The 23,182-nt window shown below is 47.2% G+C and carries 17 protein-coding genes and 1 rRNA gene; 11 read left to right on the top strand and 7 right to left on the bottom strand.

What is annotated here, in order from left to right; genetic code table 11:
• Positions 1 to 119: 119 nt before the first annotated feature.
• On the bottom strand, positions 120 to 2,252 hold the full coding sequence (locus K6Y21_RS16710; RefSeq protein ID WP_233073033.1) for a bifunctional diguanylate cyclase/phosphodiesterase: 2,133 nt from the start codon (positions 2,250 to 2,252) through the stop codon (positions 120 to 122).
• 267 nt (positions 2,253 to 2,519) lie between these two features.
• Here K6Y21_RS16710 and K6Y21_RS16705 point away from each other — a divergent pair, with 267 nt between their 5' ends.
• Together K6Y21_RS16705 and K6Y21_RS16700 are read left to right on the top strand one after the other, a co-directional pair.
• A complete protein-coding gene (locus K6Y21_RS16705; RefSeq protein ID WP_233073032.1) occupies positions 2,520 to 3,440 on the top strand; it encodes a diguanylate cyclase domain-containing protein in 921 nt (306 codons plus the stop codon).
• 6 nt (positions 3,441 to 3,446) lie between these two features.
• Positions 3,447 to 7,127: a response regulator gene (locus tag K6Y21_RS16700; protein ID WP_233073031.1), complete on the top strand. Its 3,681-nt coding sequence runs from the start codon at positions 3,447 to 3,449 to the stop codon at positions 7,125 to 7,127.
• 131 nt (positions 7,128 to 7,258) lie between these two features.
• On the opposite strand, the gene K6Y21_RS16695 is transcribed toward K6Y21_RS16700, so the two are convergent.
• Genes K6Y21_RS16695 through hemC form a run of 4 tightly spaced genes read right to left on the bottom strand, consistent with a single transcriptional unit; the run spans position 7,259 to position 11,450 of the window.
• Positions 7,259 to 8,434, bottom strand: a complete 1,176-nt coding sequence (locus tag K6Y21_RS16695) for a heme biosynthesis HemY N-terminal domain-containing protein (protein WP_233073030.1) — start codon at positions 8,432 to 8,434, stop codon at positions 7,259 to 7,261.
• The gene (locus tag K6Y21_RS16690) at positions 8,427 to 9,749 is read right to left on the bottom strand and encodes a uroporphyrinogen-III C-methyltransferase (RefSeq protein ID WP_233073029.1); all 1,323 of its coding nucleotides are present in this window, start codon (positions 9,747 to 9,749) and stop codon (positions 8,427 to 8,429) included. The genes K6Y21_RS16695 and K6Y21_RS16690 overlap by 8 nt, the downstream gene beginning before the upstream one ends.
• Before the next feature lie 16 nt (positions 9,750 to 9,765).
• Positions 9,766 to 10,521: a uroporphyrinogen-III synthase gene (locus K6Y21_RS16685; protein WP_233073028.1), complete on the bottom strand. Its 756-nt coding sequence runs from the start codon at positions 10,519 to 10,521 to the stop codon at positions 9,766 to 9,768.
• Positions 10,518 to 11,450 (bottom strand): hydroxymethylbilane synthase, encoded by a 933-nt coding sequence (gene hemC / locus K6Y21_RS16680; RefSeq protein WP_233073027.1) that lies wholly within the window; start codon positions 11,448 to 11,450, stop codon positions 10,518 to 10,520. The genes K6Y21_RS16685 and hemC overlap by 4 nt, the downstream gene beginning before the upstream one ends.
• Positions 11,451 to 11,822: 372 nt before the next feature.
• On the opposite strand from hemC, the gene K6Y21_RS16675 reads away from it, so the two are divergent.
• Positions 11,823 to 14,348, top strand: coding sequence for a class I adenylate cyclase (locus K6Y21_RS16675; protein ID WP_432758003.1), 2,526 nt, complete (start codon positions 11,823 to 11,825; stop codon positions 14,346 to 14,348).
• Between the two features lie 42 nt (positions 14,349 to 14,390).
• On the opposite strand, the gene K6Y21_RS16670 is transcribed toward K6Y21_RS16675, so the two are convergent.
• The gene (locus K6Y21_RS16670; protein WP_233073025.1) at positions 14,391 to 15,062 is read right to left on the bottom strand and encodes an alpha/beta hydrolase; all 672 of its coding nucleotides are present in this window, start codon (positions 15,060 to 15,062) and stop codon (positions 14,391 to 14,393) included.
• Positions 15,055 to 15,375: an iron donor protein CyaY gene (gene cyaY, locus K6Y21_RS16665; RefSeq protein WP_233073024.1), complete on the bottom strand. Its 321-nt coding sequence runs from the start codon at positions 15,373 to 15,375 to the stop codon at positions 15,055 to 15,057. Before cyaY ends, K6Y21_RS16670 begins: the two co-directional genes overlap by 8 nt.
• Before the next feature lie 335 nt (positions 15,376 to 15,710).
• On the opposite strand from cyaY, the gene lptM reads away from it, so the two are divergent.
• From lptM to K6Y21_RS16625, 8 genes are all read left to right on the top strand, one after another.
• Positions 15,711 to 15,890, top strand: a complete 180-nt coding sequence (lptM, locus tag K6Y21_RS16660; protein WP_233073023.1) for an LPS translocon maturation chaperone LptM — start codon at positions 15,711 to 15,713, stop codon at positions 15,888 to 15,890.
• A 10-nt stretch (positions 15,891 to 15,900) separates the two neighbouring features.
• Entirely contained in the window at positions 15,901 to 17,154 is a 1,254-nt protein-coding gene (gene lysA / locus K6Y21_RS16655) for a diaminopimelate decarboxylase (RefSeq protein ID WP_233073022.1), read from the top strand.
• Positions 17,155 to 17,167: 13 nt separating this feature from the next.
• Positions 17,168 to 17,995 (top strand): diaminopimelate epimerase, encoded by an 828-nt coding sequence (gene dapF, locus K6Y21_RS16650; RefSeq protein WP_233073021.1) that lies wholly within the window; start codon positions 17,168 to 17,170, stop codon positions 17,993 to 17,995.
• On the top strand, positions 17,992 to 18,696 hold the full coding sequence (locus K6Y21_RS16645) for a DUF484 family protein (protein WP_233073020.1): 705 nt from the start codon (positions 17,992 to 17,994) through the stop codon (positions 18,694 to 18,696). The genes dapF and K6Y21_RS16645 overlap by 4 nt, the downstream gene beginning before the upstream one ends.
• 21 nt (positions 18,697 to 18,717) lie before the next feature.
• Positions 18,718 to 19,620 carry a tyrosine recombinase XerC gene (xerC, locus tag K6Y21_RS16640; protein WP_233073019.1) on the top strand — a complete coding sequence of 301 codons (903 nt, stop codon included), beginning with the start codon at positions 18,718 to 18,720 and terminating at the stop codon, positions 19,618 to 19,620.
• Positions 19,617 to 20,327, top strand: a complete 711-nt coding sequence (gene yigB, locus K6Y21_RS16635) for a 5-amino-6-(5-phospho-D-ribitylamino)uracil phosphatase YigB (protein WP_233073018.1) — start codon at positions 19,617 to 19,619, stop codon at positions 20,325 to 20,327. The genes xerC and yigB overlap by 4 nt, the downstream gene beginning before the upstream one ends.
• A gap of 97 nt (positions 20,328 to 20,424) precedes the next feature.
• Complete coding sequence (gene uvrD / locus K6Y21_RS16630; protein ID WP_233073017.1) at positions 20,425 to 22,596, top strand: DNA helicase II; 2,172 nt, start codon at positions 20,425 to 20,427, stop codon at positions 22,594 to 22,596.
• Between the two features lie 468 nt (positions 22,597 to 23,064).
• Positions 23,065 to 23,182: ribosomal RNA gene (locus K6Y21_RS16625) — 16S ribosomal RNA — on the top strand; the annotation flags it as partial.

Raw genomic sequence — 23,182 nt, 5'->3', positions numbered from 1 at the left:
TGTTGCCTTACATGTTGCTTTAGTCCCTTGACCGATATCCTCCACATTTCAAGATGCGGCTCACCGCTGTGCTTTGTTTATCTGAACTTAGTAAAACAAGATCTTATGATCACCAGCCCCTAATAGGCATTGATGCGTTTTGGACTTAGGCTTCTTTTCACGCTTGGCTGGCAGTGCTGGCGAAAAGCGTGAACATTAAGCTGGTTGGCGGGTTTATGTAGGTAAAACCCTTGGAACCAATGGCAACCATTTCCTTTCAGTATTTTGTATTGTCCCTCTGTTTCGATACCTTCTGCTAAGGTGTCTACCTGCAGTGCCCTAGCGAGCTCAACAATGGCGCGAATGAAGGCCTGACTGGCGCTTGAATGCTCGAGTTGATCGATAAAACTATGGTCTATTTTAATGCCGTCGACGGGGAGCTTATGTAAATAACTTAATGATGAATAACCGGTACCAAAATCGTCGATCCACAGGGTAAATCCTGCCGCCTTCAGCTTGTCTAATTGCTGGCAGCAGAAATCCATGTCGGATAAGAGTTGCGTTTCGGTGATCTCTAAGATAATGCGCTCCGCTTTTACCTGGTATTCGCTCAAGCTGTAAAGCAGCAGCTCTGCTAATTCTGGGTTATTCAATAAACAAGCGGCAATGTTGAGTGAGATGCGAAAAGGCTCTTTATCATTGGTTAATAGTTCTTCGAAGGCCGCGCAACTCTGCTCCAACACATATAAGGTTAAGTCTTCAATCAGTGGGGCAGATTGCTCTGCAATGGGAATAAACTGAGAAGGGGAAATGGGCCCTAGCTTAGGGTGGTTCCACCGGACTAAGGCTTCCACTCCCACTAGGCTGTTATCCGCGATGAAAATACCTTGATAAAGCACAAAGAGTTGTTGGCTTTCAATCGCCTGCTTAAGTGCTTTTTTGAGTACTTCGGGTTGCCACTCGTGCTGGTTAGCGTCGGCTTGATAATGGGTGAAGCGGTTTTTGCCCTCACTTTTCGCCGTGTGTAAAGCAATTGAGGCGGCTTTTAATAAGGTGTCAAAGTCGTTGCCATCCTTGGGAGTAGAGGCGATGCCAATACTTAGGGTGAGCGCGTGGGCATTTTTTGCCGTTTGAATAGCTTGTTTGGTTAGGGCTAACAATTCGGTGGCAATTTGGCTACAAACTAGCTCACTTTGAGGATGAGGCACAATGACGATAAACTCATCCCCTCCGACGCGGGCAAGTAAGTGTTTATGGGCCAAGCGATTCACTAATTGCACCAAGCGCCGGGCAAAAGCCTGCAGGGTTTCATCACCCTCTTTATAGCCCATATTGTCGTTAATTCGCTGAAAGCCGTCCAAGTTTATCACCGCCAAACTAATGGTTTGGTTTGCCTTCGCATTAAATAGCAAACGAGCATGGTGGAATCCACCTTCTCGATTGAATAAACCGGTCAGGGGGTCATACCATGCCAGTTGCGACATCTCATTGTAGTTATTAATCAGGTTGTTACGCATTTGCTGCAACGAAAGTGACAGTTGTCCCAGTTCGTCTTGACGATCCAGTGCCAAGCTGACTTCTAAATCGCCCTCATCAAGGCGCTGCGCACGATTGGTCAACAGTCGGATGGAGTGAATTAAGTTGCTGGAGAAATAATAGCTTGCCGCGAGTGCCAGCAGGGTGATCAGAAGGGTGCCAACCCCCGCTTGAATTAAGAATTGTAATGAGCTGTCGGATAAATTTTGCTTTAAGCTGCTACGCAATACACTGGTTTCTTCTGCAGCACTGATAGGGAAGCCAATCAGTAGCATGGTGTGAGGGTCGCTATTGGCATTAGGGATCGGGCTGAAAATATTGACGATACCATTACTGACTAGCTCGGCTTGATACTGTAGTTTGGGCAAGTTAGTTGGCCAAGCGCTTTGCTGGTGTTGATAGGGGCCAATCAGGTTGCCGAGATGGTCATAGATAAAGGCATAACTTAGGTGGTTTTTTTCGACAAGTTCAGCTAAGTTTTGAAGGCTGTTAAGTTGATTTATTTCACTGGCTTGGCTTAATTGTGAGACCAGTAATTGACTGGTCACTAAGCCTTGCTCTCGAACATTGTTGATCAGGGTGTCGGCCAATTGGTTTTGTGCATTACGGCTAAATTCATCACCTATGCCTTGGCTAATATTAAAATACACATAAATAAACAAGCACGCTAAGACACTCGATAGGCCCAGTAATGTAAAACTGACTTTGGTCTGAAATGGCAGGGCATTTTTCAACAACACGTGATCCTTGTGTTTCGGATGAAAAGAGGGTGACCGGCTTGCGCTAGTGCTCGTTTTATTCGTCAATTAAATATCGGGTGACGTATTTTTTAGCTGTTTGATATTCATGTCCATATTTAGTTCCGCTCGGTTACATTAAATGTGAGCCCTAGCCGATATTGAGGTGATGCAGTGGACTATTTACCCATGCGCGTTAGCATTAAAATGGGATAATAGGGCTAAGGTGCAACAGCCATCTCCCCAAACAACAAAAGGAATCTGAGGTTGCAAGTTGAAACGCGTTATCGAATCCTCATTGTCGATGATGAAGCCATCAATATCAGCATTTTGGTTGAATTATTGAAGCACCAGTATGACACCATCGTCGCTAAGAATGGTGAGCAAGCGTTACGGCGCGCTGTTGAGCATCAGCCTGATCTGATTCTACTTGATGTGGTGATGCCCAAAATGGATGGCTTTGAGGTGTGTAAAAGGATCAAGGCGAATCCTGAAACGGCAGACATCCCAGTGATTTTTATCACAGCCAAAGACTCAGAAACCGATGAGGAAGAAGGCCTAAGAGTGGGGGCCATTGATTATGTAACTAAGCCATTTAGTAGCGCGATTGTACGCGCTCGGGTGAATAATCACCTTGAGCTAAAACGACGAGGTGACTTATTGAAAGCCTTGAGTACGCTAGATCCGCTGACGGGATTGGCAAATCGACGGCGGTTAGATGAATACTTAGCCGCGCAATTTCAGCAGTTACTGCGCTCGGGTGGTATGTTGGGGCTGTTGGTGTTGGATATCGATTACTTTAAGGCGTACAACGATCATTATGGCCATCAGCAAGGTGATGAGTGCTTGTCTCAAGTTGCCTCTTTATTGCAATCCATTCCTTTGCGCAGTGTGGACCTGGTTGCGCGCTATGGTGGGGAAGAATTTGTGATTGTCATGCCGTTAACCGAACGATCGGCACTGGAGAAAATCGCCGAACAAGTGTGTCAGGTATTGCACGATAATCCCATCGCGCACAGGTATTCGCTGGTCGCCCCTCATGTAACGGTGAGCATTGGCGGAGCCGGCGTGTTCCCCAGTCAACACACCAGTGCTGAGCAATTGTTTAATCTTGCGGATGTTGCCTTGTATCAAGCTAAGGAGCAAGGTAGGAACCGGTTTGTTATGGCTGAATTTCAGGATGAATAAGCAAGTATGATGAGATTGACGCGTTCGTTAGCATTAAAAATGTTAGCCATTTTCATTGCCACGGCTGCGGTTGGCTTAACCCTGTTGTTTGCCATATTGGAGTATCGGCATTACGTTACTGAGCGTGATTCTTTGCATCATCACCTTGACCAGCTAGTTTCGGTACAGTCTGAGGCTTTGGGTTCGCATATGTGGAACTTAGATAATCAGGCGTTGGAGCTCGCACTCAGTTACATCGCTTCTGATGATGCCTTCGTTTCGGCCGTGTTAACCGATGAATTAAACAACGTGTTGCTGTCAATCGGCGATCAAACCCCAGAGCAAACTGGACAGATCAGCATCATGAAGCATATTCGTTATGAATATGGTAATGACTCCTTAGTGATGGGGGCGTTACGTGTGGTATTTCGCGATGACAATATTCGTGAAAAAAGCTATCAAAGGATCAAGTCCGATGTGGTTATGCTGGTCGTCTTTATTCTGCTGATTGCTGGGGTTTCTCTGCTTAGTACCCATCGTATGCTGGGTATCCCGCTGCGCCGGTTGTTAGCCTCGATTAATGAAATGTCTGATGGGGCAGGTGTTAAAACCGTTAGCTGGCCGTCTCGTGATGAATTGGGCCAAGTGATCGCGGCTTACAATAAAATGATCGTACAGCGCGAAATAGATGAACGACGGATCCGTGAGGGTGAGGTGCGCACCAAAGCCATCCTCAACAACGCAAGTGCTTTATTTTACTTGAAAGATACCAATAATAAGTTTGTGTTTGTGAATCGCAGCTTTGAGCGCTTGTTTGGCGTAAAAAGCCAAGATGTTATCGGTAAAACCGCAGAAGAAGTGTTTTCTGATGCAGCTAAGCGACTGTTTTTTATAGGCGATAAGTCCATTCTCTCGCAAACCCAAGGTGATGAATTAGAAGTTGAGTTAGACAACAATGGCCAGCGCATGACGTTTTTACGCAGTCGCTTTGCCTTATTCGATGAAGTCAACACAGTGAGTGGTGTATGCGGTACGGCTTCAGACATTACTGAACGTAAAAGCATGGAGTTGGCATTAAGAGATAACGAAGCCAGATTACGCAGTGTGCTGGATTTAAGTCCCATCGGGGCGGGCATTGTCCAACAGGAAGGCGGTGGCCTTATCTACTCTAACTCGCAGCTCTATGAGTTGTTAGGGTCGGATTTATCATTCTTGCTGACTTCGGGTCAATTTCAATATGGCTGGGCAGACGAAGGCCAGCGTGTGGCCTGCCAAGCCGAATTCCAAGCCACCGGACGAGTGCGCCCCCGTGAGGTTCAACTGCGTGGCCGATCGGGTAATATTTTTTGGGCCATTTTATCGTTGGAGCGTCTGGTTCAATCTAATCAACAAGGCGTGCTGCTGTGGTTATACGATATTAGCGACCGCAAAGCAGCCGAGCAGCAGTTGGAAAAACGGGTACAGGAATTAGAGCAAGCAAGGCGCCATGCTGAAGCCACCATGGCGGAATTAAATGTGGCGAAATTAGAAGCCGAACAAGCCAACCAATACAAAAGTGATTTTTTGGCCAATATGAGCCATGAAATTCGAACACCGATGAACGCGATCATCGGTCTTAGCCACCTTGCATTAAAAACCGATTTAGATACGTCTCAAGCCGATTATGTCAATAAAATTCAAGCGTCATCACGCAATCTGCTTGGCATTATTAATGACATTTTGGACTTCTCAAAGATCGAAGCAGGCAAATTGGAGCTTGAGTCTGTGCCGTTTGAGCTTACCGCGGTATTAGAAGAAGTGGCCGCTTTATGCAGCACCAAGGCGGAAGAAAAAGGCATTGAATTGCTCGTGCACAGCGAGCCAGATACTCCCGTTAACTACATTGGTGACCCGTTACGTTTAGCTCAAGTGCTGACCAATTTAACCAGCAATGCGGTGAAGTTTACCGAAGTGGGTGAGGTGTTAATCAAGGTGAGCGCTAAATCTGTCGCCTCTGGCTCTGTTCGCTTGCTGTTTAGCGTTAAAGACACAGGAATTGGGCTCAGTGAATCTCAAATATCGCAACTTTTTGAATCGTTTACTCAAGCTGATACGTCAACCACGCGTAAATACGGCGGCACCGGGCTAGGATTAGCAATCAGTAAGCAGCTAGTGTTAAAAATGGGTGGCGATATCTGGGTGACCAGCAAACAAAACGAGGGCAGCACCTTCTATTTTTACGTCGATCTCGCTCCTGGTGAAGCGCGCAACAAGGATATGCTGGGTAGCGGATTGGCAGGTAAGCGCGTGTTAGTGGTGGATGATAACGAAAGTGCACGGCTTATTTTAACTGAGATGCTGTCTCAGTTTGGTATGCATGTCATGACCTTGGCTTCGGGTGAAGCAACGATTCGACATTTATTGGCTCCACATACGTCAGCAGAGCCGTATGATTTGATCTTGATGGATTGGAAAATGCCCGGGTTAGATGGCATAGAAACCTGTCGTCGTTTACAGCAAGCGAGTGAAATAGCGAGCTTGCCGACCATCATTATGGTGACCGCTTATGGTCGTGAGGAAGCATCGGCTCATGCGCAGCAGGTGGGCATCATGAACCTGATCACTAAACCCGTTAATCAGTCACTTCTGTTTAATACCTTGCATGAATTATTGAACGGCGCGGCTCACGTTGATACCAAAGTCACGGCAATCAAAGGCGGCTTGCTGCAAGGTAACGTCTTGTTAGCGGAAGACAATATTATCAACCAACAAGTGGCCCGAGAATTAATTAAGGCGTTGGGGCTGGACATTACCATCGCGTCGAATGGTTTAGAGGCCGTTGAGCTGGCGAATAGTCAGACATTCGATCTGATCTTTATGGATATTCAAATGCCTGAAATGGATGGCTATCAAGCCACACGTCAGATCCGCCAACAACATGACCTCCCCATTATTGCAATGACAGCCCATGCCCTAGCGGGAGATAAAGAGAAATGTTTACGTCAAGGGATGGACGATTATATCAGTAAGCCTATCGATCCTGATGAGCTTAAACGCTTGTTAATTAAGTGGTTACCAAGCCAGCAAGTGGATCCTGGGTCGGATGAGCAAGCGGCTATTAATCGTCATGGGGATGAGCAACCATGGCAATCTCCACCGCCACAAGTTGACCTTGACCAAGCCCTAAACCGCCTTGCTGGCAATAAGGTGTTGCTCATGAGCCTGCTGGATGAATTTGTCAAAGGGCATCAGCAAGATTTGGATATCATGAAGCAAGCCTTGTTGCTCAATGACAACCAGCAAGTTAAGAGCGTTTTACATGGTTTAAAAGGTGCCGCCGGTAATATTGGTTTAACGCAGTTGCACCAAGCCGCGCAGCAGCAAGAGTTGGTCATGCTTGATGCAGTGAATGAGATTGAGCTCAGTGACGATTTTTGCCAACAACTGACCACGACACTGACTGAATTAGAAGCTTGGCTTGCACAACAAGCGGGCTCGATGGCTAAGTCGGCGGCCACGAACAGCCATGGCAGTCATCAGGATTTAGAGAAGTTGCAGCAATTATTGGCGCAATCCAGTGGTGAAGCCAGCACCTTGTGGCAGCAACTGAAACCAAGTGTAAGCGCTGAAAATGCTGATGTAGCGAATGAAGTCAGTCACTTGTTAGATGACTATGAGATGGAACAAGCGGGCGAGGTACTCAAAGATTGGCTGCAAAGTCGCGGTTAGTGCTACTGGGGTTGCGGGTTGACTTGGTTGCCTATTGTTCAGACTTGTCATTAGCCCAGCTCAAGCTTGCTGGGCTTTTAGTTTTTTGCCCTAAACCACCTACTTCAGTAGGTGGTTATCATTTGTCACCTTTATGCTTGGCTAAGCTGCAAGCCTAGTTTGTAGCAATCTTGTGCTTTGGCTTGATCCTGTTGCTCAAGCAATAAACCCAGTTGATAATAATCATGGCTACTGGGCACAATGGCAATGGCGCGTTGATAGGCTTCGATAGCTTGCTGTGGTTGTTGCATTTTTTGGTAGCATAGTGCCAAGCATGACTCTATCGCCGCGTTGCTAGCGAACTTTTTATGGGCGTGTTCAAGGCTGTTGAGCACATCTTGATAATTTTCCAGTTCAAGCTGCTTGATTCGATTTAATAGTTGCTCTGGTGCCGCTTTTTTGATCCCATTGAGCAAGATAATGGCTGCGGCTGAGTGATCCTTGATTGCCATCAGTTCTCCAGCAACCGCATCGACTAAGCTTGGTTCGGCCCTTAGCTTGCGTGACAGCCTATTCCAATACACTTGCAAACCTTGACTGCCTTCTTGTTTGACAAGTTGGCCAAACACGCCAGCATAGGCGCGAAGTTCCAGCTGATCGCCTTGATCAACAGTGAATAATTGCACCTTGCGTAATACAGGTAAGATATCGATCAGCTTTTGCCACTCGCCCAGTGATTGGTAGACCTCGCACAATAGCTCTAACACCTTTTTGTGTTTGGGCTGCTTGTCGTGCAACAAGGTTAGGGTGGCAAGGGCTTGTTCAAGTTGGCCTTGCTTTAATTGCAACTTGGCCTGAGTGAGCCCAACGGCAAAGGCATTTTTGCTGTTTTCTTGTGCTTGTTTAAGGTAGTCATCGCGCTTGGCATCGTTACCTTGTTCTTGCGCAGCTTCTGCGGCGGCAAGGTAGTTAAGTAAAGGGGTATCACTATGGTTAGCCGAGGTCGCAGTTAAGCGCTCTGCATTTTTATAGTCGCCCTCGGCCAGCGCCAGCATACCAGCGTAAGTGTTTTTGCGTGCTTTGCGGCTATTGCGACCGCGTAACCAGTCAAACGAACGTCGGCTAATGCCCATGGTTTTAAGAAATAACCATTCAATGCCCAACAACAGCAGGTAGAACAAGATGCATAGTATAATGGCCTTTGTTACGCTGGTTTCGATGGTGTAATTGCCCATCGCGATCAGGACGTAGCCTTTACTGCCAGACACTTCAGGACCAAAGATTAATCCAGCAACAATGATGGCAACAAGGATGGCGGCTTTAATCATGACTTGTCTCCTGTTGCAATGGTGTTGCCAGCGACTTCTTCACTCTGCGATCGATGACTTCTTCCAGCACAGGTTTAGCCTTTAATTGATCTGGGTATTGCAGTGTGACCGCTTTTTTACTTAGCTCGGTGAGGTTATCGACTAAATGCCCTGTGGTTGGGTTGTTTTGATCATAGTATTGGCTGATCCATTTTGCGGCTTTTGTCAGGGATTCAGTGTAGATAGCTTGATGTTCACGATATACCGCCAATTGTGCTTTGGTAATTTGGTTTTTAATATTTTCTTTTAGGTACCAAGCCTGATCCGGAGCTAAGAGTGCTTCTACACGACCATCTCGACGCTCTATGGTGATAAAGCTATCGGCGAACGATTGCCAAGATTTTTTCAAGTTTTCACGCCAGTCGCTTACATCGGAAGATAAGGTGGTGTCGGTTTCAGTTAAGGACTCAGGTAGTTTGATGCCTGCAATGTTGAGGTTATCAACTTGTTGTTCAAGGCTGGTTAACTTTAGTACTAGGCCATCTTTATCCAGCTTTGGCAGTGCTTCGAGTGTGGTTATGTCGTTGATGATCGCCTGTCTTAATGGGCTTAGGCTTGGGTCTGACAGCTCCATGATGCGTTGGTCTGTTGCCAGTAATAGGGCAATGCTGGATTCAACATCATGCTCTAACCATAACTTTCTTGCAGCCATGCGCATCAGGTATTCCGCCTCGGCGAGCATCCAGTCATTGGGGCGTCTCACATCCATTTCGGCAATATTGCGCTGGAGGTTGGCAATGTCTTCTTTAAGTAACAGACTTTGCTTGCCACTGGCAGCAAGATTGCTTTCAAGGGCTTTTACGCGTTCTGTGGCGACGCGGTTTAGCTCTTTAAGTGCGCTAATCTCCTTGCTTTGACTTTGGATAGCGCTACTGATTTGTGCTTCTAAGCGAGTGCTGATTTGACTCTCTAGCTGGTCAATTTCAAGCTGTTGTGCGGCGCTATTTTGTTGGTGATGCCAGTAGATAAAAGCCGATAAACCCAAGCTGACCACAATGGCGATAATACCTAATTTATTACCGTTAGTGCTGGTTGAAGCGGGTTTAGTGGTTGCTTTAGCCTCAGATTTAGGCGTTGGCTTCGGCGTGGCCTTAGGATCAGGCTTAGTGGGTTTAGGCTTGCCTTGGCTGGCTGAATGAGCTGTCGCGTCCGATTCTGGTTGGGTTACCGTTTCGGGATTGGCCGGCGTTTTTTGCGGCGTTTCAGACTGGCTCTTAGGCGCCGGCTTTGACGGGGTGCTGTTGGCGTTTTTTGAATTACTCTTTTTAGCAGTCATTGACACCTGTCCTGTGTTATTTGATTTCTTGAAGGCATTGGATCAAGGAAGATGAACTTGCACCTTGTGCGATCCATATTTGAGTAAAACCCGCTGCTTGGGCTAGCTTGGCAATGCGTTGGCTTATCACAATCAAGTTTAGTTGAAACAGCCAGTTGCGCTCGCTTTTTGGTGCTAAATTTATCAGCGCAGAGAGTATCTCTCCGCTGGTGATAATAACACTATTTATATTGTTGTGTTGCCATTTTGCCACCGTTTTCGGGCCATTTAAGGGTAAAGGCTGACGCTGATAAGTCTCGATTTCAATCACTTTTGCACCGCGCTGAGTTAACGCCGAGGCTATCAGTTCGCGTCCGGCATTTCCCTTTAGCAGCAATATTTTGTGGCCTGATACCGCGTCGAGCTCTGGGAGCTTAAGTAGCCCTTCAGAATTTGATTGACTCGGAAAGCTGGCCGAAATGTTAGCGAGCTGTCGCCAATGAGTGGCGGTGTTTTCCCCGATGGCAAGGTAACGACTCGCGGTGGGCCAGCTTAACTGCCTTTGGCGTAACCACTGATGGGTATGCTTAACGGCGTTATCGCTGATGGCAATGATGATATCAAACTCATGAAGTTGAGCTTGATAGGGTTCGAGTTGCGCGATCTTCGGATTTGCAGTGATGGTTAATAGGGGCTGGCCCATGGCAAACCAGCCTTGTTGGCGCAAGGCATCAAGCAGCGACCGTTGGTGTTGCTCCGGTCGCGTGACTAAAATGCGCAGCTGATCGGTCATGCGTTTTGATAAACCGCATCGAGTATGCGTTTGGCGCCCGCATCTAATAAGGTATTAGCCAGTTCAACGCCTAGCTTTTCAGCATCCTGACTCGCGCCACGGATTTCACGGTGTAGCATGGTGCTACCATCTGGACTGCCAACCAAGGCGCGCAGGTAGATTTGATCACCCTCTAGCTCAGCATAACTGCCGATGGGGACTTGGCATCCACCTTCTAAGGTATTGTTTACCGCACGCTCGGCCAACACGCGGGTACGTGTTTCTGGATGATCTAAAGGTGCTAATAGGGCGATGGTTTCGTGGTCATCGAGTCGACATTCGATACCGACTGCGCCTTGGCCTACTGCGGGTAAGCTTTGCTCTGGACTGATAAAACTGGCAATACGCTCATGCATCTCTAAGCGTAACAGGCCTGCCGTAGCGAGAATAATGGCATCGTATTCACCGGCGTCCATCTTGGCTAGACGGGTATTAACGTTACCGCGTAAGTCTTTGACGGTTAAATCGGGACGGCTTGCGCGCAGTTGACATTGGCGGCGCAGGCTTGAGGTGCCAACCACTGCGCCAGCAGGCAGGTCCTCAATGCGTTGGTAATGATTGGAGACAAACGCATCGCGCGGATCTTCTCGTTCGCAAATGGTTGTTAAGCCAAGGCCTTCTGGAAACTCCATCGGCACATCTTTCATTGAGTGCACGGCTATATCGGCTTCACCAGCCAGCATGGCGTGTTCTAGCTCTTTGACGAAAAGGCCTTTCCCGCCCACTTTGGCTAAGGGGGTATCTAAAATAATATCGCCCTTGGTGACAAAAGGTATCAGCTCGACATTAAGGTCGGAGTGGATCGCTTCAAGTGCCGCTTTAACATACTCTGCCTGCCACATGGCAAGGGGGCTTTTGCGTGTTGCGATACGTAATGTCTTTATTGCCATCTTCTTTCCAATCTATTGAGTTTGGTCAAATATTATCAAATATCTCGGCGACTGTTGATCATTAAAGCTGCCCTTAAGCCAGTTATTGCCACTTGGCTGTGCTTGCTCCGGGGAACAGGAGGCGGAAAAGAGATGAAATTATATTTTCATCCCCAAGATGTTTTGCTATGTTGCTGCGCAAATAATGTTTTGTTGATGGGACTGGGCTGAATTTACCATCGCCGGCGATGGTTTTATAAGCAGTTATGTTTACCTAACACGATTATACTGTTAACATGATCACACTTTCTGTGTGGTTATGGGTTCACCCGAGGATTAACAAGCTGATCAAAAAGCCTGTTGTTGGTGAGCTAGTCATACATTTTTTGAAGGGTGTTTTTCTTGCAGCAATTAGAAACATTACAACACAGGGCTGATGAGTTTAATCTCTTACGTATGCAGTACGCAAGGGATGCTTTGCCGTCTCAAGGCCGTTATGTTTTTAATTTTATTCCCGTTTTATTTCATTATAATAACCCTTTGTTACCAGGTTATGTCAGTGGGGAGGTCCCTCATGGGGTGGCCGCATTTGAACCTTCCGAAGAACAGCGTAATTTTGTCCGCGATCTCTCATTAACCGCCAATTGCGATACCAATATTGAAGTCAATGAAACCACTATCCTAGGTTTGTATACCATGGGCAGCACCTCTTCTATTGGTCAGTGCTGTGACAGTGACTTAGATATTTGGATTTGTCATTGCCACGAACTCAGTCGCGAACGCCGTTTACTGTTAGAGAATAAGTGCTTACTTATCACCCAGTGGGCGGAAACCCGTGGTATTGAAGTTAACTTCTTTTTGGTGCCGGATAATAAATTTCGCACCCAAAACTGCTCACACCTAAGTAAAGAAGGGTGTGGCAGTGCTTCACATTTATTGTTGCTGGATGAGTTCTATCGCAGCGCACTATGCATCGCGGGCAAGCCTTTACTTTGGTATATGATCCCTGCCGAGCAAGAGGCCAACTATGATGAGTATGTTGCTGAGTTAGTGGCGGCGGGACAGATAAACCCCGACGATTGGTTAGATTTAGGTGGTTTTGGTCGCATTCCAGCAGAAGAGTATTTTGGCTCTAGTTTGTGGCAGTTGTATAAAGGGATTGATAGTCCGTACAAAGCCGTAATTAAAACCTTACTAATGGAAGCATATTCATGGGCTTACCCCAATACCGAGTTGATCTCGGTACGCGCTAAGAAAACCTTCCAACAGCAAAGTTTCCACGACAAAAAACTCGATGCTTATTGGTTGATGTTAAACCAGGTAACCGAGTATTTAGAAGCCACCAATGACCAAAAGCGACTTGATCTCGCTCGTCGTTGTTTTTATTTAAAAACCTGTGACCGCCTGTCGCAACTTGCCAAGCCCGATGAGCCGGCTTGGCGTCGAAACGCATTGCACGAAATCGTATCCCAGTGGCAATGGAGCGATCAAATATTGGCCCATCTGGACAATAGAGAGAGCTGGAAGGTTCAAGAAGTGCGCAGTGCACACGGTGAATTACTTGAAGCCTTAATGGTCAGTTATCGTAACCTGATCCGGTTTGCGAGACGCAATAATATTGGCGAATGCATTAACCCCGAAGACATCGGTATTTTATCGCGTAAGCTTTATGCCGCTTTTGAAAGTCTACCGGGCAAGGTTGCCCTGATTAACCCGAGTATTTCGCCTGATTTATCCGAGCCGCATTTGAGTGTCGTGCAAGTGCCACAAGGGCGCTCAAACCCAGAAGGCTGGTACCTCTATAATTCCAGCCTTGATACTAAAGAAATCATAGGTCGCGCCCCTCTTGAGCACAGCAGTTATCTGACTAAGCTGATCGCTTGGAGCTATTTCAATGGCTTGTTAGTTAAGTCGACCAAGTTGCACTTGTTTAATCAAGGCTCCGATTTAGTGCAAGAAAACTTCTTGCAGTTTAGCCAAGATCTGGCTCAGACCTTCAATGTCAAAGTGCCTAATGCAACTAACCTCGCGTTAAGCCGACCATGTGAGATCAGGCATTTAGGGATTTTCCTCAATTTAGAGTCCGATCCAACCTGCCACTGGGCCAACAAAGTCATTGAGTTTGATGTGAATGCCAGCGATGTGTTTTCGTTTGGTGTTAACAAAGAGTGTTTGGTGGGCAGTATCGATCTGGTCTACCGTAATTCTTGGAATGAAATCCGCACTTTGCACTTTGATGGCGAAGAAAGCGTGATTGAAGCATTAACCACCATATTAGGTAAGATGCATAATGATGCGTCATCGCCCGATCGTATCGATGTGTTTTGCTATGCCCAACACTTTAGAGGCTTGATCCGTAATCGGTTCCAACAATTAGTGGTTGAAGGCATTAGTACACGTTTAAATTCAGAGCGTGATCAGGCGGTTAAAACCATATTAGTGGGCAGCCAAAAATTCGGCGTGTTTTATGAGCGCCGCGGGGTCTCGGTGAAGAAATTGGAAAATGCTATCGATTTCTACTCCCAAATTGCCGACACCAAATTACAGCGCATGCCGCTGCGCTTAGATAAAACCCATCACACTAAAACCCCTGAAATAGTGGCCTCTCACTCGAGTGAAGGCTTAGTGCAGTTCTTCTTTGAAAATCATGATACGGGCTTCAATATCTATATCGTCGACGAGGTGAATCGGGTTGAAACCTATCAGCACTTTAGCGGAAACAAAGAAGAATTAGTGCAGGGCGTTAACCGCTTTTATACCTCAGCCCATTCCCGTCAGGAAGGGGAGGGCGTGATCAACTTTAACCTGCCCCAGTTTTATGAAATCATCAGTGATGCCAATGGCGAGTTAGAACTGCGGCCCTATCGCTCGCCCACCATGACCGACACCGCCGACGAGCAAATAAGTCGAGTTTCTTAGCTATACCCAATCAACCTAGATATGCTTGATTGAGTATCGTTGCTACTGCATCGCGCTAGCCAACCTTTGTTGTAACCATTGACTGATATCCGCGATTTGTTTGTGACACACGCTATGTGGCATAGGATAAACCTGCCACTGAGTGTTGAACCCGTGCTCTTGGAGGGTTTGTCGTGCTTGCTTAGCCGCTTGCATCGGCACCACCTCATCGTATTGGCCGTGTTGAAATGCAATCGGGGTGTTGAGATTGGCAGGCGTTTTCTCTTGGCCCAGCTTGTTACCTTGGCAGAGATAAGTTGACATGGCCAACACGCCGGCAAAGGTATGTTGGCTGCGACATGCTAAATGCAGCGCGACGACGCCGCCTTGAGAAAAGCCCGCAATCACGATTTGCTCTGCGGTGATACCTAGCGCAAGTTGCTCAGCGATTAACCCATTGACTAATTCGACCGACTCAACCACACCCACTTCATCGGCGCGATTCGCTAAATCCATGGTTTTGATATCGTACCAAGCCCGCATCCGTTGTCCTTGGTTAAGGGTCACGGGGCAGATGGGCGCATGAGGAAAAATAAAGCGAACGCGATGCTGGTTGGGCAAGTTTAGCTCAGGCACGATAGGCGCGAAGCCTGCGCCCGAGTCACCTAAGCCATGTAGCCAAATAACGCAAGCCGTCGCGGTTTGATTTGGCTCTAGGGTGATAGCATCAAGCATCCGTCAGGTTAACCTTAATACCCGATTGCTTTTCAATTGCGTCTGTTAAAAAGCTTAATAGCTCGCCACCTTCGCGGTTGTCGATCCAAGGGCCATCTTTATACTCAAAATGATGGCCGTTAAATTTGGTGGCCACCCAGATTTGATGCAGCGGCTCTTGGCGGTTGATCACGATTTTTGAGCGGTCAGCAAACTCAAGCTCAAGTACGCTACCATTGACTTCCCAGTCAATATCATCTTCAAAGGGTTCGACCTTTTCCGTTAGCAGTTGGTAAAATTCATCGGCTAAACGGTGAAATTCGGTGTCATTCATTGCGTCATTCCTATTGCTTTTATCATGGTGAATGCGATTATATACCCAAGTAACCTCTAGATGCTTGTTCAGCGAGAATTTGTTGGCTGTTAGGCGCGACGCTGATTTGAGACATAGTTATTCTACGTTGAAAATCAGCAACAAAGCATAACAGCCTACAAAACTCGCCCTTTGGGAGCTGCTCATTATGTCCATTTTTTCGTTAAAAAGCCTTGAAAGGGTTGACCATTCCTTCGTCTTTTTACCTCAAACTGAACATAATGAGCCGCTCTGAATCCTGCATCTTGAGGTGTCTTGGGTATAAAGCCCATAACCGTTTTTGATACAGAGTGATTATGAGCAGAGCAAACCAAATTGCCTTAAGTATAGGCTTGGTTTTACTGCTTGCGGGGTGTGGTGTCAAGGGACCGCTGTATTTACCGACGCCTGAGCCGCAGCCAGAATCGGTACCGGAACCAACACCGATGCCGACAGCAGAATTAACCAATAATAACGAAATCGAACAATCTAATTAGGGGTGGAGCTTTGGATTATTTTAATTATCAGGAAGATGGACGTCTTTTCGCGGAAGACTTAGCAGTTGAAGACGTGATTAAGCAAAGCGGCACGCCAGCTTATATTTATTCTCGTGCAACCATAGAGCGTCATTGGCATGCATTTGACCAAGCGGCGGGTGACCACCCTCATCTCATTTGCTATGCGGTGAAAGCTAACTCTAACTTAGGTGTGCTTAACCTAATGGCCAAATTGGGCTCAGGTTTTGACATCGTGTCTGTGGGAGAGCTATTGCGCGTACTAAAAGCGGGTGGTGATCCACAAAAAGTAGTGTTCTCGGGCGTGGGTAAAACCGAGCTTGAAATTCGTACTGCTCTTGAAGCGGGCATCTATTGTTTTAACGTGGAATCGGAAGCCGAGCTGCTGCGTATCAATGAAGTGGCCGCCCTGATGAATAAAAAAGCGCCGATCTCGATCCGCGTTAATCCAAACATAGATGCGGGTACTCATCCTTATATTTCTACTGGCTTAAAAGAAAACAAATTTGGTATCGATATTGAAAAAGCGCCGGCTATTTACCAAATCGCCAGTGGTCTAGACAACCTAGAAATTAAAGGCGTGGATTGCCATATCGGTTCGCAGCTAACTGAAATCTCACCTTTCATTGAAGCGATCGACAAGCTACTTGTACTGATCGACGATTTAGCGGCTAAAGGCATTGAAATTAGCCACCTAGATGTGGGTGGTGGTTTAGGTGTGCCTTATAACGGTGAAACACCGCCGCAACCTGCTGAATACACCAAAGCGTTAAAAGCGCGTCTTGGCGATCGTCAGTTGAAGTTGTTGTTTGAGCCTGGTCGCGCCATTATGGCCAATGCCGGTATCTTAGTATCTAAGGTTGAGTTCCTGAAATTAACCGAGCACAAAAACTTTGCCATTGTTGATGCGGCGATGAACGATTTGATCCGCCCTTCTCTTTACAGCGCTTGGCAACGTATCGAGCCCGTTAACAAGTCCGCTGATCGTCAGGCGCGCGTTTATGATGTCGTCGGGCCGATTTGTGAAACCGGTGACTTCCTAGGTAAAGATCGCGAGCTGGCTATTGAGCAAGGCGATTATGTGGCGGTGCGCAGTGCTGGAGCTTATGGCTCAACCATGGCTTCTAACTATAACAGCCGCTGTCGTCCTGCTGAAATCATGGTGGATGGCGACCAAGCCTATTTAGTGCGTGCGCGTGAAACCCATGAAGACCTGTGGAAAGGTGAAAACGTATTACCTTCCTGAGGAATTTGACTAGATGTTAGTAAACTTTTCGAAAATGCACGGTTTGGGTAACGACTTTATGGTCGTTGATAACGTGACCCAAAACGTGTTCTTTTCCAATGATGTGATCCGCCGTTTAGCGGATCGCAACTTTGGTATTGGTTTTGACCAACTATTAGTGGTTGAGCCACCTTATAATCCAGATCTCGACTTCCATTACCGCATATTCAATGCGGATGGCAGTGAAGTTGAGCAATGTGGCAATGGTGCGCGCTGTTTTGCTCGCTTTGTACGCATGAAAGGGCTCACCAATAAAAGCCGCATTGGCGTGAGTACCGCCAAGGGTAAAATTGAATTGATTGCCCAACCCGACGGCAATATCACAGTGGATATGGGCGCACCGATTTTTGAGCCGGCGAAGATCCCATTTAAAGCGCAAAAAGAAGAAAAAACCTATCTTGTCCTGACCGATGAAGGCGCGACCATGTGCGGCGTGGTTTCCATGGGTAACCCTCATTGTGTGGTCTTGGTGGATGACATAGACACCGCACCCGTTGAGGTGCTAGGCCCACTGCTGGAAAATCATGAACGATTCCCGCAGCGCGTCAATGTTGGGTTTTTGCAGGTGGTCGATCAAGGCTATGGCAAGTTGCGAGTGTGGGAGCGCGGCGCGGGTGAAACCTTAGCCTGTGGCTCAGGCGCCTGTGCTGCGGCTGTGGTCGGTCAATTACAGGGTAAACTTGGGTCTAAATGTACCCTTGAACTGCGTGGTGGCAAGCTCAGTTTTGAATGGCAACCGGGTGGTTCCGTCATGATGACCGGCGCGGCGGAGCATGTGTTTGATGGGCAAATCCAGTTATGAATGAGATAGAGCCACATCAAATCGCGGTAGATGAAGAGCAAGTGGCGCAGTATTTGGCTAACTCGCCAGACTTCTTCTTGCGTCACCCCGAGTTATTGCGCTCCTTAAAGCTGCCTCATGAAGAGCACGGCACGGTGTCGTTGGTGCAATTGCAAATGCAGCGCCAGCGCCAAAAGGTGGCTCAGCTTGAGGAAGAAATCACTCAGCTGATGAGTATTGCTGCTGAAAACGAGGGTATCGCGCGTACCTATGGCGATTTATATCCAGAGCTATTGCAAGCGCAAACCCTAAACCAACTGGTGCGCACCTTAACCAAGGTGTTTAAGCAACAATTGCGTTTAAACGCGTTGGCGTTAAAGCTCGACAACGACTATTTTGACTTGCCGGTGCAATACGCCGCTTATGGCTTGGACAAAAACACCTTAAATGGCTTGCGTACCCAACGTTTACGCAACCATGAGCATTACTTTGGTCGGATTAATTTAGTCGATAAAAATGCGATTTTTGGTGAGCAAGCTTTGGTTAATTCGGTGGCCTTGATCGAGTTGGGTGATCACGGAAATCAAGGCATGCTGGCTGTGGGCAGCGCTAATGCCGAACACTTTGTTCCTGAAATGGATACCTTGCTACTCGATCAGCTGTGTCGGGTGATTGCTATCTTGCTACCTAAGTTAGTGAAAGTGAGAGACGCACAAGCGTAAGTCGAGTTATTGAGGTGATGTATGCAAGAGTGGCTTGATGCTTTTTTACAGCACCTCAAATCCGAACGCCAACTCAGTGGCCATACCTTGGCCAATTATCAGCAACATTTACAGCAGTTTATGATGTTGTTGGCCAAGCGCAATATTGATGATTGGCGCGAGGTTGATTCTCAACATGTGCGCCAGCTGATTGCCCAATTACATAAAAAGGGCATCAGCGCCGCCAGCATAGCAACCAAACTTTCTGCTCTGCGCAGTTTCTACGCCTTTGCCCTGCGCCAAGAATGGCTTAAGGTGAATCCTTGTACCGGCGTCAGTCCGCCTAAGCAAGGGCGTCCCTTACCGAAAAACCTTGATGTTGACGATATCTTAAAATTGCTGGATTTAGACGCCAGTGATCCCTTGGTCATCCGCGACAAGGCGATGATGGAGCTGATGTATTCATCGGGCTTGCGGTTGCAAGAATTGGTGAGTTTAGATTTAACCTCTCTTAAACTCGATGAACGCCAAGTACGCGTGATCGGTAAAGGCAATAAAGAACGTATCCTTCCCGTTGGTCGTCAAGCCATCGACAGTATCAAAGTATGGCTAAGTGTGCGTGGTGAATTTGCCTTGGTGGATGAACCTGCTTTATTTTTGTCGAAACAGAAACGAAGAATATCGGTGCGCAGCGTGCAAACGCGAATGGAGCAATGGGGACTCAAGCAAAGCTTACAAGCTCAAGTTCATCCCCATAAGTTGCGCCATTCATTTGCCACCCATATGTTAGAATCCAGCGGTGACCTGCGCGCGGTACAAGAATTATTAGGACATGCCAATATCTCTACTACGCAGGTTTATACCCACTTAGATTTTCAACATCTTGCTAAGGTGTATGACAGCGCCCACCCAAGATCAAAACGCAGTAAAGAGAGCAAAGAATGAAATTTTATCGTCGTTTAAAACCGTTCAAGGCCTTTAGTTTTGATCTCGATGACACCTTGTATGACAACCGCCCGATCATCATAAACGCCGAGCAACAAAGCCTAGCCTATTTGCGTCAACAAGATCCTAAGCTGGCCGAGCTGACAGAAGCGCAATGGCATGATTACAAGCGACAAGCCTTAGCGCGTGAGCCTAAGTTACAAGATGATGTCACCGCGTGGCGCTTAGCCGCCCTGCAGTTGATCTTTACCGAGCTTGCCCATCCGTCACCCGAGCAACAAGCGCAGCAAGTCTTTGATTATTTTCTCGCGGTGCGCAGTGACTTTGCCGTGCCAGCGCAAAGTCTGCAGATTCTGGCCGAGTTGGCTAAGCATTATCCCATCGTGGCCATCACCAATGGTAATGTGGATTTGGACAAAATCGGCTTAGCTTCGGCTTTTAATTTAGTGCTTAAAGCCGGTGACGGACTTAAAGCCAAACCGCATCTGGATATGTTTGACGTGGCGGCTAACCATTTAGACATTGCCGTCACCGATCTGTTGCATGTCGGCGATCACCTCACCACGGATGTATTTGGTGCCAAGCAACACGGCGCCCAAGCGGTTTGGTTTAACGATCAAGACCATTTGCTGCGTCGCCATCAACACAGCCGCTTATTGCCTGATTTAGAAATATCTGAACTAAGCCAATTACTACACCTGCTATAACCAAAAACCACAGGCTAAGTCGCGGGGGCTAACTATTAGCATCTCGCGCTGGTTTGGGTATAATCTCCCCATTACTGAATAAATACACAGTGCTTATATGAATCCTGAACTCTTGCTCGACGGTCTTAACGACAAACAGCGTGCGGTGGTTGCCGCGCCGCAATCCAGTAAACTTGTCCTCGCTGGTGCTGGCAGTGGTAAAACACGGGTGTTAGTTCATCGCATCGCTTGGCTATTGCAAGTTGAGCATAGCTCGCCGTTTTCGATCATGGCGGTGACCTTTACCAATAAAGCAGCCAAGGAAATGCGGGCTAGGGTTGAAGGCTTACTAGGCAGTGGCGCCGGTGGTATGTGGATTGGCACCTTCCACGGTATCGCCCACCGTTTGCTGCGAGCCCATTACAATGATGTGGGCCTGCCGCAAGATTTTCAGGTGCTGGATGCCGATGACCAGCTGCGTTTGTTAAAGCGCATTTGTAAGGGGATGAACCTAGACGAGAAAACCTTCCCGCCGAAGCAAGCCCAGTGGTATATCAATGGAAAAAAAGATGAAGGACTGCGACCTAAACACCTAGATGCGTTTGGCGATGTGATTGAAGCGACCTTTATTAAAATTTACCAAGCCTATCAGGAGGCTTGTGATCGCGCCGGTTTGATTGATTTTGCCGAAATCCTGCTGCGTGCCCACGAGTTGTTCCTCAACAACCCATTTATTCTCGAGCATTATCAAAACCGTTTTCGCAACGTCTTGGTGGATGAGTTTCAAGACACCAACAACATCCAATACGCTTGGTTAAGGTTATTAACCAGAAGTGATAACCACCTCATGATAGTGGGCGATGACGACCAATCCATTTATGGCTGGCGCGGCGCGCGGATTGAAAACATCCAACGTTTTCTCGATGACAATAAAGGTGCGGAAACGATCCGCCTAGAGCAAAACTACCGTTCAAGCGCCACCATACTAAAAGCATCGAACAAACTGATTGCCAACAACAGTGAGCGTATGGGTAAGGAGTTGTGGACCGAAGGCGACGCAGGCGAGCCTATTTCGGTTTATGCGGGCTTTAATGAGGTCGATGAAGCACGTTTTGTGGTCGGGCAAATTAAGCAGTGGCGCGATGAAAAAGGTGATTTGAACGACTGTGCTATTTTGTATCGTAACAACGCGCAATCTCGGGTAATAGAAGAAGCCTTAATGCAGGCCAGCTTGCCATATCGTATTTATGGCGGCCATCGCTTCTTTGATCGTCAAGAAATCAAAGATGCCTTAGCTTATTTACGTATCATCAATTCGCGCCAAGATGACGCGGCGCTGGAGCGCATCATTAATACCCCAGCGCGTGGTATTGGCGATAAAACGCTGGGTATTTTACGCTCTGCCGCCCGTGATCGCGGTGAAACCCTATGGCAAACCTTAGTGCAACTGCTGAATGAAAAGGTATTTGCGGGTCGAGCAGCGTCAGCGTTGAGCCAGTTTATTGAGTTAATCGATCGATTAGAACAAGACACCGCAGAGTTACCTTTGCACGAGCAAGTCGATTTCACTGTGCTTCATTCGGGGCTTCAAGCCATGTATTTGGCGGAGAAAGGGGAAAAGGGCAAGGCTCGCATTGAAAACTTAGAAGAGTTAGTGACGGCAACTAAGCAATTTGAAAAGCCGGAAGAAGCCGAAGAGATGTCGGATCTAACCGCATTTCTTACCCACGCAGCATTAGAGGCGGGTGAACAGCAAGCGGATGAGTTTGATGATGCGGTGCAAATGATGACCATGCATTCGGCAAAGGGCCTTGAATTCCCTTTGGTGTTTATCGTTGGCGTCGAAGAAGGCATGTTCCCGAGTCAGCAATCAGCGGAAGACCCGATGCGTTTAGAAGAAGAGCGTCGCCTATGTTACGTCGGTATGACCCGAGCGATGCAAAAGCTGTATTTATGTTATGCCGAAAGTCGTCGTCTATATGGCCAAGAGAAATTCCATCGTCCGTCGCGTTTTCTAAAAGAGCTGCCGGATGAGTGTATCAACGAAGTTAGGTTGAAAACCCAAGTCAGTCGACCCACGCAATTTAGTCGCTTTTCTAATAGTTCGGTTAATGAATCATTCGAAAGCACAGGTTTTGCCTTAGGTCAGCGCGTTCAACACGCCAAATTTGGCGAAGGCACTGTACTCAATTACGAAGGTAGCGGTGATCACAGTCGGATCCAGGTGCATTTTGATAATCAAGGTAGCAAGTGGTTGGTTACATCTTATGCAAGATTAGAAAAAATCTAGCTAAAAAAGGCACGCTTTCCTGAAGTTTAGTGTGCTTTTTGACCGTTTCGACCTAAAAAGGTAAAAAGAGCGATATTTTTACAAAAAAGCCTTGCACCTAAAACGGATCTCCCTATAATGCGCATCCACTGACACGGCGCAGCGGCTCTTACGGAGCAAGGCTAGAAGCTAAATCAGTTGGTTAAAAGCTTCGGCTTCTAACCAGAAAGAAAAATCGAAAATTTCTTCAAATTAACGATTGACTTTCAAAACGGCTAGCGTAGAATGCGCAGCCCTGACGAGGCAAAGCCGAGTCACTGTTCTTTAACAATCTAATCATGCAATCTGTGTGAATACTCATGTTGAAAGCCACGGCTAACAACGCAATGGTAACGAATCGCCAAAACGATTTATTTATCAATGTTTCTGAGTGTTTGCACAAACAAATAAACAGAATTCATTGAGCAGGTCTTCGGACCAAAAAAACTTTAATTGAAGAGTTTGATCATGGCTCAGATTGAACGCTGGCGGCAGGCTTAACACATGCAAGTCGAGCGGTAACAGAGAGAAGCTTGCTTCTCTGCTGACGAGCGGCGGACGGGTGAGT

The sequence above is a fragment of the Motilimonas eburnea genome (assembly GCF_021295345.1).
Taxonomy (GTDB): domain Bacteria; phylum Pseudomonadota; class Gammaproteobacteria; order Enterobacterales; family CBDFNC01; genus Motilimonas; species Motilimonas eburnea.
The sequence above is the reverse complement of the archived record's forward strand: the minus strand, read 5'-3'. Positions and strand labels throughout refer to the sequence as shown.